The sequence below is a fragment of the Paraburkholderia sp. GAS41 genome (genome assembly GCF_050436545.1).
Classification (GTDB): domain Bacteria; phylum Pseudomonadota; class Gammaproteobacteria; order Burkholderiales; family Burkholderiaceae; genus Paraburkholderia.
In genome coordinates, this window is the sequence record NZ_JBNDMK010000033.1 from 38,756 (window position 1) to 50,854 (window position 12,099).

The window sequence follows — 12,099 nt, forward strand, 5'->3', positions numbered from 1 at the left end:
GCCGGATTCAACCGCGTCAGGAATTCACTCCGTAGCAGGAATCCACGCTGCGCTCGCTGCGTCGCTCGCGCGGAACGCCGGGAATTTTGCGCCCAGTTCGGCAACCGTCTTGATGTCGTTCTTCACGAGATCATCGCGTGTGATCAAGGTTGGCTTCACCACGATCTGATGACCCGGATCCTCGCCGGCCACCTCCAACGCCGCCGCTCGCACCGACACTGCGCCCACCACCGCCGGATTGGTCGCTGCCGTGGCAACCCACGCGCTGTTCGGCGCGCGAATCGCCTCGATGTCTGCCGTCGAAATATCCGCGCTGTAGATGCGGATCTTCGAGCCGAGGTTCGCCTCGTTCGCCGCCAGCGTCGCGCCGCGCGCGAATTCATCGTAAGGGGCGAACACGACGCGAATCTCCGGATGCGCACGGTAGGCTGCCGCGGCCTGATTCGCCACCGATTGCGCAATCGGATTGTCCACCGTGCCCCAACGCGCTCTTTCCTGCACCTGAGGATGCGCGTTCTTGAAGTCGCGCCATACCGCGTCGCGCCGGTCGAGCGGTGCAAAGCCGGCCACGTACACATAACCCGCGGCAAATGCATCGCCGTTGTCTTTCACGGCCTGATTCAGGAGCAACGTGGCCAGATCGTGATCGCTCTGCTCGATCTGCGGCACCTTGGGATTGTTCAGACTGACGTCGAAGGCCACCACCTTGATGCCCTTGTCGAGCGCACGCTGCACCACGTCCTGCAGCGATTCCGGCAGGCCGTGGTTGACGATGATCGCCGACACGCCCAGGCTGATCGCCTGCTGGATCTGCTCGCGCTGCTCGGCGGCATCCTGCCGTCCTTCGTAGATGCGCAGGTCGATACCGAGTGCTTTCGCCTGTTTCTGCGCGCCGGCCTCATAGGCCTGGAAAAAATCCCCCGTCGACAGATAGTTGATCAGCGCAATCTTTACGCCACCTTTATTGAACGGCGCGGGCGCACCTTTGAGCGCTTCGGCCTGCGTCGTCTGCCCCAGCAGCACGCTTGCAGAAAAGAGTGCCAACGCGCCAAACGCGCGACGTACAGCGGATTTACGATCAAACAGCGTTTTCATTAGGGCTCCTCAGCGAAATATCTGAATGGCTTCTTGTGGAGTGTTGAATCGAACGGGAAGCGTCGGTCAGTCTGCTAGTCGGCATGTGCCGTGTGCCGCGCGCGATACCGCGCACCCGGATGCGGTTCCGCCAGACGCGGGCCGCCACCGTGTAACTTTTCGCGCAGCGAACCGCTCGCATACTCGGTCTTGTACACGCCGCGCCGCTGCAATTCAGGCACGACAAGCTCGACGAAGTCGCTAAACGTTTCGTGCGTCAATGCGTAGGCCAGATTGAAACCGTCGACGTCAGTCTCTTCGACCCATGACTGCAGTTCATCCGCAATCTCGTGCGGATCGCCAACCGACAACGGTCCAAGGCCGCCTATCCCTCCCCACTTCGCGATCTCGCGCACGGTCCACACCCGCGTCGGATCGGCGCTCGACAGCGCCTCGACAGCGGACTGCACCGCATTGCTCTCCACGTGACGCAGCGGTTCGTCGAGGTCGTACTTCGACAGGTCGATCCCTGTCCAGCCCGACATCAGCGCCAGCGCGCCTTCGTCGCTGGCATAGCGCCGGTAGTCCGCATGCCTGGCGTGCGCCTCAGTCGAGGTCTTGCCCGTAATCACCGTATGCAGGTTGAAGATCAGCACGTCGTGCGGATCGCGGCCGAACGCCTTTACACGAGCACGAATATCGGCGACGAACTGCTTCAGGATCGTGCGGGACGGTGCGGCAATAAAAATGCATTCGGCGTGCTGCGCGGCGAAATCCTTGCCGCGGTTCGATGCACCGGCCTGATAAAGCACCGGCGTACGTTGCGGCGACGGCTCGCACAGGTGGATACCTGGCACGTCGAAATACTGACCGTGATGTTCAATCGGATGCACTTTGGAGGGCTCCGTGAAGATCTGTCGGGTCGCATCGCGCACCACGGCATCGTCTTCCCACGACGACTCCCATAACTTGTAGCAAACATCCAGATACTCTTCGGCCAGCGCATAGCGTTCGTCGTGATTCGCCTGACTCGGCAATCCGACATTGCGCGCAGCACTGTCCAGATACGACGTGACGATGTTCCAGCCCACGCGTCCGTTGGTGAGGTGATCGAGCGTCGACATGCGTCGCGCGAACGGATACGGATGCTCGTACGAAAGCGAGCACGTCACACCAAAGCCCAGATGCTCGGTCACGTTGGCCATGGCGGAGACGAGCAGGATCGGATCGTTGACAGGCACCTGCGCAGCCTGGCGGATCGCGGCCTCACCGTTGCCGTTGAAGACGTCATAGATGCCGAGCACATCGGCGATAAAGAGGCCGTCGAATTTGCCGCGCTCGAGAAGCCTGGCGAGATCAGTCCAGTAATCGAGGTGCTTGTAGCGCCAGGAGGTGTCGCGCGGATGCGCCCACAACCCCGGCGACTGGTGTCCCACGCAGTTCATGTCGAACGCGTTGAGACGGATCTGTCGCGCCATAATCGGATCCAGTTAGGTAAGCCAAATAAAGGTCTGACGCCAACGCGTCAAAGCGCGCCGTGACGGGGCGGCAACATGTCGTTCAGGTAGTAGTTGCCAACCGCGATGTATTTCCAGCGCACCGGATCGTGCAGCGTATGGGTGCGTGCATTGCGCCAGTGGCGATCGAGGTTGTGCTCGGCCAGCGTGGCCTGGGTACCGGCCAGTTCGATCAGGCGCGTCGAGGCCTGCAATGCGATCTCGGTGGTCGCGGCGCGCGCCTCGGCCACGGCGATCGAAGCGCTCGCGACGCTCTGCTCGGCCGATTTTCCGACTGCAGCATCCACCCGACTCCCCGCGCGTTCGACGAGCGCCTCTGCGGCGTGCAGTTGCAACGTGAGTTTGCCGAACAATTCGAGCGTGAGCGGATCGTCGCTGGCTCGCTCGACCCCGCTGTCGATCCACGGACGCGAACGTTCTCGCACGAAACGCCGCGCATCGGCAATGGCTGCGCGCGCGATGCCCAGATCGACGGCGGCATGAATGAGTTGACCGATCGGTCCCACCGTCGTGGGCCGCGCGTCGAACGCGGTGCTGTACGGCACGACAGCGGATGCCTCGACGAAAATGTTATCGAGCGTGGTCGTACCGCTGCCGGAAGTTCGTTGACCGAAACCAGACCAGTCGTCCACTACCGTGAGCCCTGGATTCTGGGCGCTGGCGAAGGCCACATACAAGCTGTTGTCAGCTGCCCTCGCGACGATCGGAATCCATTGCGCAAACAGGGCGCCGGTCGAATAGAACTTGGTGCCGTTGATACGAAAGCCGTCACCCTCTGGCGTGAGCGTGGTCCGGTAGTCGGCGACGGTTTTGGTGCCGCGCTCGGAGAGTGCGTTGCCAAACCGCTCACCGGCCAGTGCCCGCTCAAAATAGAACGCCTTCTGCTCTTGCGTACCGTTGACACGCAGCACGTCGAGCATATAAAAGTGATTTTGCGGAATCTGTCCGATTGCCGGATCGGCCTCTGCGATGACTGCGGTGACTTCAGCGACCGTAACGTACGAAACGTCAGCGCCGCCAAACTCACGCGGCACAGCAATGCCCCACAAACCGCTCGCCGAATAAAGTCCAATCTCCGCATACGGCAAGCGACGCTCGCGATCACGCTGCGACGCACCTTCGGCGAGCGTGCGCGCCACCGCGTGTGCGACCTCGAGCGCTTGCTGATCGTTCGTGATCCGTGCTGCCTGAGGTGCATGCGCTAAGCGCGACGCCACGGCTTCTGCCAAAACGTTCATAGCGTCAATTCCACGGATGGCGTGCTGGTTTGACGCCGTTCAGATAGTAGTTGCCAACGAGGTGATACTTCCAGCGCACCGGATCGTGCAGCGTATGCGTACGGGCATTGCGCCAGTGCCGGTCAAGGTTATGCTCGCCAAGCGTCGCTTGAGTGCCCGCCAGTTCGAAAAGCTTTTCGCTCGCCAGCAGTGCGATTTCGGTGGTCAAGACTTTCGCCTCACCCACTGCCACTGAAGCCAACGCCACATCGTCCTCGCTCGTTTCACCCTTGGCGGCAATCACATCGAGCGTGCGCGCGGCCCGCTCGAGCAGCGCTTCTGCCGCATGCAACTGGATATGCAAGTGACCGACCTCGCGTACCGTCAACGGATCGTCGCTGGCACGCTCGACGCTGCTGTCGATCCACGGCCGCGAACGCGTGCGCACGAACGTCAACGTGTCGGCCAATGCTGCTTGCGCGATTCCGGCGTCGATAGCCGCCTGGATGATCTGCGAGATCGGGCCGTTCAGCGTGGGGAGATCGGAGACCCGGTGCCCTGGAAATACATGCGAAGCCGGCACGCGCACCGCTTCGAGTACCACGGTTCCGCTTGCCGTAGTGCGTTGTCCAAAACCCGACCAGTCGTCGATCACGCTCAGACCCGGCGTGCCCTTCGGTATGTAGGCGAGCCAGCCCTTGCGTTCATCGTCGAGGCCTAGAACGGGCACAAAGTGCGCGAACAACGCACCGGTCGAATAGAACTTGGTGCCGTCGACCACATAGTCGTCGCCCTCACGCCGCACGCGAGTTTTCAGATCGAGGACGTGCTTCGTGCCTTTCTCGGAGAAGCCATTGCCAAAGCGCTTGCCGTTCAATATCTGCGCAAAGAAATAGCGCTTCTGTTCCTCCGTGCCGGTCAACGAAATCACGTCGACGAGACCAAAGTGGTTTTGCGGCAACTGTCCTAACGACGGATCAGCTGCTGCGACGATCTTGATCACCTCCGTCAGCGTGACGAAGGAAACACCCGCGCCGCCATAAGCCTTGGGCACCGTTATCGCCCACAAACCGGACTGCGAGAACCATTCGATCTCCTCATGTGGCAGGCGGCGCTCACGGTCGCGTTCCGGCGCACCAGGTCCCAGACGAGCCGCCAGTTCGTGCGCTACGGCGATGGCCTGGGCGTCGTCCTGAATGACGCGTAACGCATGCTGGCCTACGTCGCCCGTATGCGATGAGGTCGCTTCGTAAAGCTCGGCCATACAACTCTCCGCTTGAGTGACTGTTCACACAATCTATCAGCGGGTGCGACGCGCGCAAACTGAACGATTAAGAAATGGATATTCCTTCGGATGGCAAACAAATTCTCGATCGGCCACGCATAAGCACTTCGTCTTTCGACTCATAACCATAGTCCGATTTGATGTTTCATGCGCCCGCGGTTGTTGATTAGAGTTGTCGCAAGCTGGACAACCTTGCCTCCTTGATTCGGACACTATGACACCCTTGCACTCCACCCTCTCTTCATTACTGGCCGCGACCGTATTTAGCATGGCCAGCGTCATTACCACTCAGGCTCACGCGCAAGGCGCAACGCCTGCAGCGGAGACAGGCGCTACCGGCGACGACGCGGCTGGCGTGCCGTCGCTCAAAGGCAAGCGTATCGGCATCACGGCCGCAGGCACCGACCCACTATTGGGACCTGAAGGCTTACCAAGGTGCCGTCGATGAAGTGAAGCGTCTTGGCGGCACACCAATCGCACTCGACGCGGGCCGCAACGACAATCGCCAGATCGCGCAGATCCAGACATTGATCGCGCAGCAGGATGCCGTGCGCCACCACATTGCGTTCGTGCCGGAGGACCGGCGTGCACACGGAGTCGCGCCTGCGCTATCCGTACGCGAAAACACCACCCTTGCGAGCCCGGCCCGCTTCAGCCGCTTCGGTTTGCTGGCGCAGCGCCGCGAAACGCATACCGTGCAACGCCTCATTGAAGACCTCGCGGTGCGGACGTCCAGCACGGAACAACCCGTGCGGCATCTCTCCGGCGGCAATCAGCAGAAGGTCGCCCACGCCAAGTGGTTGAGCCGCACGTCTTCGCTGTATCTGCTCGACGAACCCACCGTCGGCGTCGATGTCGGCGCCAAGAGCGAGATCTACCGGCTGCTCGACCGTCTCGCTCGCGATGGCGCCAGCGTGGAGCTGTTCTCCAGCGACCTGATCGAACTGCTCAGCATGACTGACTGTGTGCTCGTGATGGCGCGAGGTCGCGTTGTACGCGAACTCGTCTCGCGTAAAGCGGATAGCCGGGATGTGCTCGCATGGGCGACCGGCGCGCGTACCGCGCACGGCGCGCCAGCGCAACAGGAGAACGCAGCAGCATGAGCAAGGTACTCAAGGCCGTACCACGTCACAGCAGACTCCAGCTGCCCGAACGGCTCTTCGGTGCGCAATGGTGGTTGAGAAGCGGGGCAGCGCTGGCGTTCGCCGCGGTGTTCGTCGGCTTCGCTTTCACTTCGCCGCTGTTTTTCACGATCGCAAATCTCGCCAACGTCTTGCAGCAATCCGTGGTCGTCGGGATTCTCGGTTTCGGCTTGACGATGGTACTCATCGGCGGTGGCGCAGATCCGCTTCGAGGCGGCCTCGATCTTTCCGTCGCGGCCAATCTTGGACTGTGTGCGGCGGTGTCTGCCGTCGCGCAACGCGTAGGCATGGCGCCCAACACTGCCTTGCTATTGACGCTCGCAGCGGGAGGCGGAGTCGGCGCACTCAATGCGTTTGCCGTGATCGCCCTGCGTATCTTTTCCCTTGCTCGCCACGCTGACGACGATGAACCTATGCGCTGGATTCGAAATGGTGCTGACGCAAAACACGTCCGTGCCCGCGAACGGCGCACTACTCGGCTTTCTCCTCGACAACGGTCCATTCGGCGTGCCGCACCTTGCCTACGCTCTGCTCGTCGTCGCCGCGCTATTCACCGCGCTGATTTACTACACACCGTTCGGGCTGCGCCTGCGCGCCACCGGTGCCCATAGGGAGGCGGCGCAGGCCGCTGGCGTACGGACCAATCGCTATGTCGCCGCTAGCTACATACTGAGCGGAATGGCGGCTGCGTTCGCGGCGCTGGCCTCTACCGCGCTATTTAGCGGCAGTTCGCCCGGCCCGGGAGACAACCTGCTCGCCACCGTCGCCGCCGCGCTGCTCGGCGTCGTATTTTCGCGGCGGCTCGTGCCGACCATTCCGGGCACATTACCGGCAGTCCTCTTCATCGGCGTCATCAGCAACGGCTTTCAACTCGATAACGTGTCGAGCTATTGGGTCAACGGCGTGGAGGGCGTACTGATTCTGTTCGTCGTCGCCTCGACCGCGCTCGTACGGACTGTTGCTGATCGGCTGGAACTTCTATTGGCAACAGGTAGCGACCGGCGCGCTGATTTTCGCGGTGCTAGCCGTCAGTTTTGCGCAGCGGCGTGGTCGCTATGCGTGATTTTCCGTGCCACGTCCCACGCTGAACGTGAACGCCAAGGCGCCCACCAGCAATACGCCCTTGATGAAATCCTGCATGTAGTACGGCGCGTTCAGCATCGTCAAACCGTTGAGCAGCACGCCCACGAACACCGCACCGACTGCCGTGCCGAATACGTTGGGCCGTTTGGCACCCCACACCGCGTAGCCAACCAGCGCAGCTGCCACCGCATCGAGCAGCATCGAATGGCCTGCGCTGACGTCGCCACGTCCCACCCGCGCGGCAATCAGCACGCCGCCCAGCGAGGCGATTGCGCCCGAAGCGACATAGGCAGCGATCCTGTATCGCGCGGTGGGTGCGCCGGCAAGGCGGGCTGCGGTTTCATTGCCGCCGATCGCATAGATGACGCGGCCCCAGCGCGTGGTTTCCATCACGATGCACACTACGATGGTCAGCACCGCCAGCACGACCACCGGCAACGGCACGACATCGAACAGGCGCAAGCGCCCGAGTGCGAGAAAGGCATCGGGAAAAACGCCGGTTGTTTCGGTGCCATCGGGCAGGATCGTGCCGGTGGCGAGCGAGCGGCCACCGGTCGGAATCAGTTGCAAACCCGCGAGAAGAAACAGCGTGCCAAGCGTCGCCAGCTGATCCGGAACACGCAGGCGGGTAATCAGGAATCCGTTAAAAAGTCCTGCGGCAATACCCAGAGCGAGACATGCTGCCACTGCTTCGAAGGCATTGCCATGCCAGACGATCAATACGTAGCTCGCCGCCATTTGCGCCGACGCCGCCACACTGCCCACCGAAAGATCGAAGCCACCGGCGGCGAGCGTCACCGTCACGCCAATGCCGAGCAGCGCGACAATCGACACCGCTTGCAGGATGCTGAAAAGGTTGTCGAGATACAGAAACGCCGGCTGGTTGACCGCAAATACGATGATGAGGAATGCCAACACGAGCAGCATGCCGGTCCGTTCGAGATGGCCGCGCAATCCTTGCAGTCGTCTACGTTGAATAGCGTGTTCGGGTTGGGTCGTGCCAGCCACGGGGACAACCTCGGATGGAATCGAAGTACTGGTTTTCATAAGCGAGCGTGGGAAGTGAGATCGGTGTGAGAAACGTGGTTTAGCGCGACCCGGTCTGTCGTGACCCGGTCGAGCGTCGCGCGGTCGAAACGGACGACACGGTCGGCGATCTCGAACGCCTCTTCGAGATCGCTGACGAACACCAACGTGGCGCGTTCCGGCGCATGGCGCCGCAGCGTATCCACGATATCGGCGCGCGCGCCGGCATCGACGCCCTGAAACGGTTCGTCCAGCAACAGCAGGCGCGCGGGTTGCGTATGCCAGCGCGCCAAGACGACCTTCTGCTGATTACCGCCGGAAAGCCGGTTGAGACGATCGTCCGGTCCGGTACATCGGATTCCGAAACGTTCTATCGCGTCAAGCGCGGCGCGCTGCTCGCGCGCACGTCTGAGCGCACCGTACTTGAACCAGCGCGACAAGAACGGAAAGCTGAGCGTGCCGGCGATCGACGCGAACGGCACACTGTCCGGAAACAACGACGTTCGCCACCGGTCCTCACCCGCGAGAAAGACGCCGGCGCGGATCGCATCGGCAGGCGAACGCGGGCGCCAGGCCTCGCCGTCCAGCGTCATCTTTCCAGCCGTGATCCGGCTCGCGCCGAAAATGGCCCGTGCGAAGCGCGACTTGCCGCCGCCAACCGGGCCGGCAATCGCGACGATTTCGCCCTGCTGTATGTCGAGATCGAAGGGGATGCTCTCGGGCCTCAGTTGCAGATCGCGCACGCTGAAGCACGGCACGGGTTGCAGGGCTGTGTTCGCGGTTGCATGAGCGGTTGTGTGAGCCGTCGCATGAGCCGTCGCATGAGCCGCGGCCTGATTTCGCAAAGGGCGCCCAATCATCGTTTCGATGGCAGCATCGAAGTCGATCGGCGCAGGCATATTGGCGACGACGCAGCCGTCGCGGACAATCGTCACGCGCCCGGCAACGCGCCGCAAATCACCGAGCCGATGCGACACCAGCAGAATCGCCACACCCTCGGCACGCAGCCGGTCGATCAGCGCGAAGAGACGTTCGGCCTCGGGCGCCGACAAACTCGCGGTGGGTTCGTCGAGAATCAGCAATGCAGGGCGCGTCGCCAGCGCACGCGCCAGTGTGACGAGCTGCTGCGACGCGAGGGACAGCGACGCAAGCGGAGCGGCGAGATCGACATCGAGTCCCACGCGCGCGGCCAACGGCGCCGCCGCCCGACGACGCGCCGCGGGTGGCACACGCCAAGGGGAAGCCTGATCGCACAGGCGATCGAGCAACAGGTTGTCGGCAATCGCAAGCGTCGGCACCACGGCATCCGCAATCGATTGATGAACAGTCGCAATACCCAGTTGTTTGGCGTCGTGTGGAGAAGCCGGGCGAAACGGTTGTCCGCATAGGCGAAGCTCGCCGCCGTCCGGACGATAGACGCCGCTGAGAATCTTCACGAGGGTCGACTTGCCGGCGCCGTTCGCGCCCATCAATGCGACAACTTCGCCGGCACTAATCGACAGATCGACGTGATCGAGTGCAACGGTCGGGCCAAAGCGTTTGGAAACGTCAGCGACGGTCAGGATGGGATCAGTCATCGAAGAGAACGCATGCCAGGCTGCGCTCGAAGCGGATGACCAACCATCGTAGCCACCCGCTAGGGGTGTGCCAACGAAGCGTTGTTCATATCGATAGCTTGTCTGGGGATGACAAGGCGCGTTTCAGGGCGGGGCGAGAGTGCCCCTGAAATAGCGTGCGGATTTAGCAGCGGAAATGATCGATATTCTGGCCAGCGTAAATCGCCCGCGCGAGCCAGTCCGGTTTCTCGCCGTGCCCGTCCCATGTATTACCGTAAGCGTCCCGGTACATGACGGCCCGTTTCGCTGAGGCGTCCGCTTCAATCGATTCGGCCAACGCTTCGAGCGTAATGCCGTATTCCTCCATGCGGCGATGAATCCACACGATTAGGCGCTCTCGCGCGTTCCCGTCGAAGTCGAACGTGCGTTGTTCTTGTCGCTCTTTCATAACGTACCGATGTCGCGGTGGTAATTGCGTGCGTTTTGAAAAATAGAGGGTTTCGCTAATACGAGCGAAACCTATGCGTTGATTCCAGTGTGCCAAACGCCGTTCGACCGCACCTTACCGCTGTGCGCGCAGATGCGCTCCCGGAATTGATGCCCGACAAATGATCTGTTGCTCAGGAAATCTGTTCGGCAAGCGGCTCGATGCGTCGCCCGTCTGGCCCTCTGACTGCGAGGACTGCTGTAGCGTCTGAGCGCTGATTTTAGCATCCATTTTTTCCGCAGCGCACGCCAAAAAATGGCTGGAACGGTCGATTAGCAGGGAGTGGCGTGCTATTTTATGGCTCCGGACTTTCTCGCGCACGTTCCAAGGAAAGCAGTATGTCCCCGTCCACCGCCGTCGCCACCATCCTCACCGCGCTTCTGATCGGCGCAATGAGTCCGGGACCGAGTTTCGTCATCGTCGCTCGCAATTCAATCGGCCTGTCGCGTCGCGATGGTTTGGCCACCGCTCTCGGCATGGGAATCGGTGGCGTGCTGTTTAGCGGTGTTGCGCTACTGGGTCTATACACCCTGCTTGCCGCCGTCACCTGGCTGTATGTGAGCCTCAAGGTAGCGGGCGGTCTCTATCTGATCTATTTGGCGTCGAAAATCTGGCGCGGCGCAAAAACGCCCCTCGCATTCGATCAGGCGGAGGGCAATGCCAACGCCAACCTGCGTAAATCTTTCTGGATTGGTTTGAGCACGCAACTCAGCAATCCGAAAACTGCCATTTACTATGGCAGTATCTTTGCCGCTTTACTCCCGCAGCATCCGCCACTGTGGTGTTATTTCGCGTTGCCGCCAGCCATCTTCATGATCGAAGCCGGCTGGTATACGGTTGTCGCGCTGTGTTTCTCCAGCAAACGTCCACGTGAACTGTATCTGCGAGCCAAGACCTGGGTCGACCGCGTGGCCGCCAGTGCGATTACCGCCTTGGGTCTCCGCTTGATCTTCGCGGCACACCGCGTCGGCCTGTAGACGCCTGAAGGTTCGCTACGAGCCCCCCAACGCCGCACCTGGCGTGCGAAACGGGCGATTCGCAGTGTTTCGTTTTCCTAAGGGGGCCTGACCAGATCAGGCCGCGTCGTGCACTACATCGTGTGCAACTTGACGAAAACTTTACAAGATATTCCTTGACGACTCAGGTGTCATACCGCTATTGTGGTGGTCGAAGTTCAAGAAGTTCGATTGCTGTTCATCAATTGCTCGCTCTCTCAGCGGTATTCGTTGTCCTCTCCCTCCTTGACGCTTCGCGTGCTCCATCAGGAGCAATTTATTAATTTTTTACCTCAAGGATTCTTCATGGATACCGGTACCGTTAAGTGGTTCAACGACAGCAAGGGCTTTGGCTTCATTACGCCGGACAAGGGCGGCGACGACCTGTTCGCTCACTTCTCGGAAATCAGCGGCGACGGCTTCAAGACGCTGGCTGAAAACCAGAAGGTGAGCTTCGAAACGAAGCAAGGCCCCAAGGGTCTGCAAGCGGCTAACATCAAGCCGCTGTAAAGTTTGACGGGTCCGGTATCCGAAAACGGGTACCGGGCTGTAGCGACATCCTCGCGGAGTTTTTTCTCCCATAGTTGGTGCACTCGCTTAAAGCATCGTTGCGCCAATCGCCTCGCTTGCCCCCTCATACTCCCCTGGCTTGACCGGCTTTAACGCCTCTCACGATACGCATTCGCTTCGGCTCGAACTGGCTCGTCCTGATTCGCC

General features: G+C 61.2%; 9 protein-coding genes and 3 pseudogenes. 5 read left to right on the forward strand and 7 right to left on the reverse strand.

All coding sequences use genetic code 11. From position 1 onward, the window contains the following. Positions 1 to 24: 24 nt before the first annotated feature. From P3T43_RS31800 to P3T43_RS31815, 4 genes and pseudogenes are all read right to left on the reverse strand, one after another. A complete protein-coding gene (locus tag P3T43_RS31800) occupies positions 25 to 1,095 on the reverse strand; it encodes a substrate-binding domain-containing protein (protein WP_429284965.1) in 1,071 nt (356 codons plus the stop codon). A gap of 74 nt (positions 1,096 to 1,169) precedes the next feature. Further along, entirely contained in the window at positions 1,170 to 2,552 is a 1,383-nt protein-coding gene (locus P3T43_RS31805) for an LLM class flavin-dependent oxidoreductase (protein ID WP_429284966.1), read from the reverse strand. 47 nt (positions 2,553 to 2,599) lie between these two features. After that, positions 2,600 to 3,829 carry an SfnB family sulfur acquisition oxidoreductase gene (locus tag P3T43_RS31810; RefSeq protein WP_429284967.1) on the reverse strand — a complete coding sequence of 410 codons (1,230 nt, stop codon included), beginning with the start codon at positions 3,827 to 3,829 and terminating at the stop codon, positions 2,600 to 2,602. A gap of 4 nt (positions 3,830 to 3,833) precedes the next feature. Continuing rightward, positions 3,834 to 5,006, reverse strand: a pseudogene (locus P3T43_RS31815) (SfnB family sulfur acquisition oxidoreductase); the annotation flags it as partial. 536 nt (positions 5,007 to 5,542) lie between these two features. On the opposite strand from P3T43_RS31815, the gene P3T43_RS31820 reads away from it, so the two are divergent. From P3T43_RS31820 to P3T43_RS31830, 3 genes and pseudogenes are all read left to right on the forward strand, one after another. Continuing rightward, on the forward strand, positions 5,543 to 6,196 hold the full coding sequence (locus P3T43_RS31820) for an ATP-binding cassette domain-containing protein (RefSeq protein ID WP_429284968.1): 654 nt from the start codon (positions 5,543 to 5,545) through the stop codon (positions 6,194 to 6,196). Further along, positions 6,193 to 7,189: pseudogene (locus tag P3T43_RS31825) on the forward strand (ABC transporter permease); the annotation flags it as partial. The gene P3T43_RS31820 and the pseudogene P3T43_RS31825, both read left to right, overlap by 4 nt. Beyond that, a pseudogene (locus P3T43_RS31830) lies at positions 7,188 to 7,298 on the forward strand (ABC transporter permease); the annotation flags it as partial. The pseudogenes P3T43_RS31825 and P3T43_RS31830, both read left to right, overlap by 2 nt. On the opposite strand, the gene P3T43_RS31835 reads toward P3T43_RS31830, so the two are convergent. The 3 genes from P3T43_RS31835 to P3T43_RS31845 all read right to left on the reverse strand — a co-directional run bounded on the left by P3T43_RS31835 (position 7,289) and on the right by P3T43_RS31845 (position 10,348). Continuing rightward, complete coding sequence (locus tag P3T43_RS31835) at positions 7,289 to 8,245, reverse strand: ABC transporter permease (protein ID WP_429284995.1); 957 nt, start codon at positions 8,243 to 8,245, stop codon at positions 7,289 to 7,291. The pseudogene P3T43_RS31830 and the gene P3T43_RS31835 overlap by 10 nt on opposite strands. A 116-nt stretch (positions 8,246 to 8,361) precedes the next feature. Then, on the reverse strand, positions 8,362 to 9,921 hold the full coding sequence (locus P3T43_RS31840) for a sugar ABC transporter ATP-binding protein (protein ID WP_429284969.1): 1,560 nt from the start codon (positions 9,919 to 9,921) through the stop codon (positions 8,362 to 8,364). A 163-nt stretch (positions 9,922 to 10,084) separates the two neighbouring features. Further along, a complete protein-coding gene (locus P3T43_RS31845) occupies positions 10,085 to 10,348 on the reverse strand; it encodes an H-NS family nucleoid-associated regulatory protein (RefSeq protein WP_429284970.1) in 264 nt (87 codons plus the stop codon). A gap of 377 nt (positions 10,349 to 10,725) precedes the next feature. On the opposite strand from P3T43_RS31845, the gene P3T43_RS31850 reads away from it, so the two are divergent. Then, positions 10,726 to 11,364: a LysE family translocator gene (locus P3T43_RS31850; protein ID WP_429284971.1), complete on the forward strand. Its 639-nt coding sequence runs from the start codon at positions 10,726 to 10,728 to the stop codon at positions 11,362 to 11,364. 324 nt (positions 11,365 to 11,688) lie between these two features. Next, entirely contained in the window at positions 11,689 to 11,892 is a 204-nt protein-coding gene (locus tag P3T43_RS31855; RefSeq protein ID WP_012428559.1) for a cold-shock protein, read from the forward strand. The last annotated feature ends 207 nt before the right edge of the window (positions 11,893 to 12,099 follow it).

Coding starts and splice junctions, on each gene's coding strand:
- P3T43_RS31845 (WP_429284970.1), bottom strand. CDS start 10,348: ATGAAAGAGCGACAAGAACAACGCACGTTCGACTTCGACGGGAACGCG.
- P3T43_RS31835 (WP_429284995.1), bottom strand. CDS start 8,245: ATGCTGCTCGTGTTGGCATTCCTCATCATCGTATTTGCGGTCAACCAG.
- P3T43_RS31850 (WP_429284971.1), top strand. CDS start 10,726: ATGTCCCCGTCCACCGCCGTCGCCACCATCCTCACCGCGCTTCTGATC.
- P3T43_RS31840 (WP_429284969.1), bottom strand. CDS start 9,921: ATGACTGATCCCATCCTGACCGTCGCTGACGTTTCCAAACGCTTTGGC.
- P3T43_RS31855 (WP_012428559.1), top strand. CDS start 11,689: ATGGATACCGGTACCGTTAAGTGGTTCAACGACAGCAAGGGCTTTGGC.
- P3T43_RS31800 (WP_429284965.1), bottom strand. CDS start 1,095: ATGAAAACGCTGTTTGATCGTAAATCCGCTGTACGTCGCGCGTTTGGC.
- P3T43_RS31805 (WP_429284966.1), bottom strand. CDS start 2,552: ATGGCGCGACAGATCCGTCTCAACGCGTTCGACATGAACTGCGTGGGA.
- P3T43_RS31810 (WP_429284967.1), bottom strand. CDS start 3,829: ATGAACGTTTTGGCAGAAGCCGTGGCGTCGCGCTTAGCGCATGCACCT.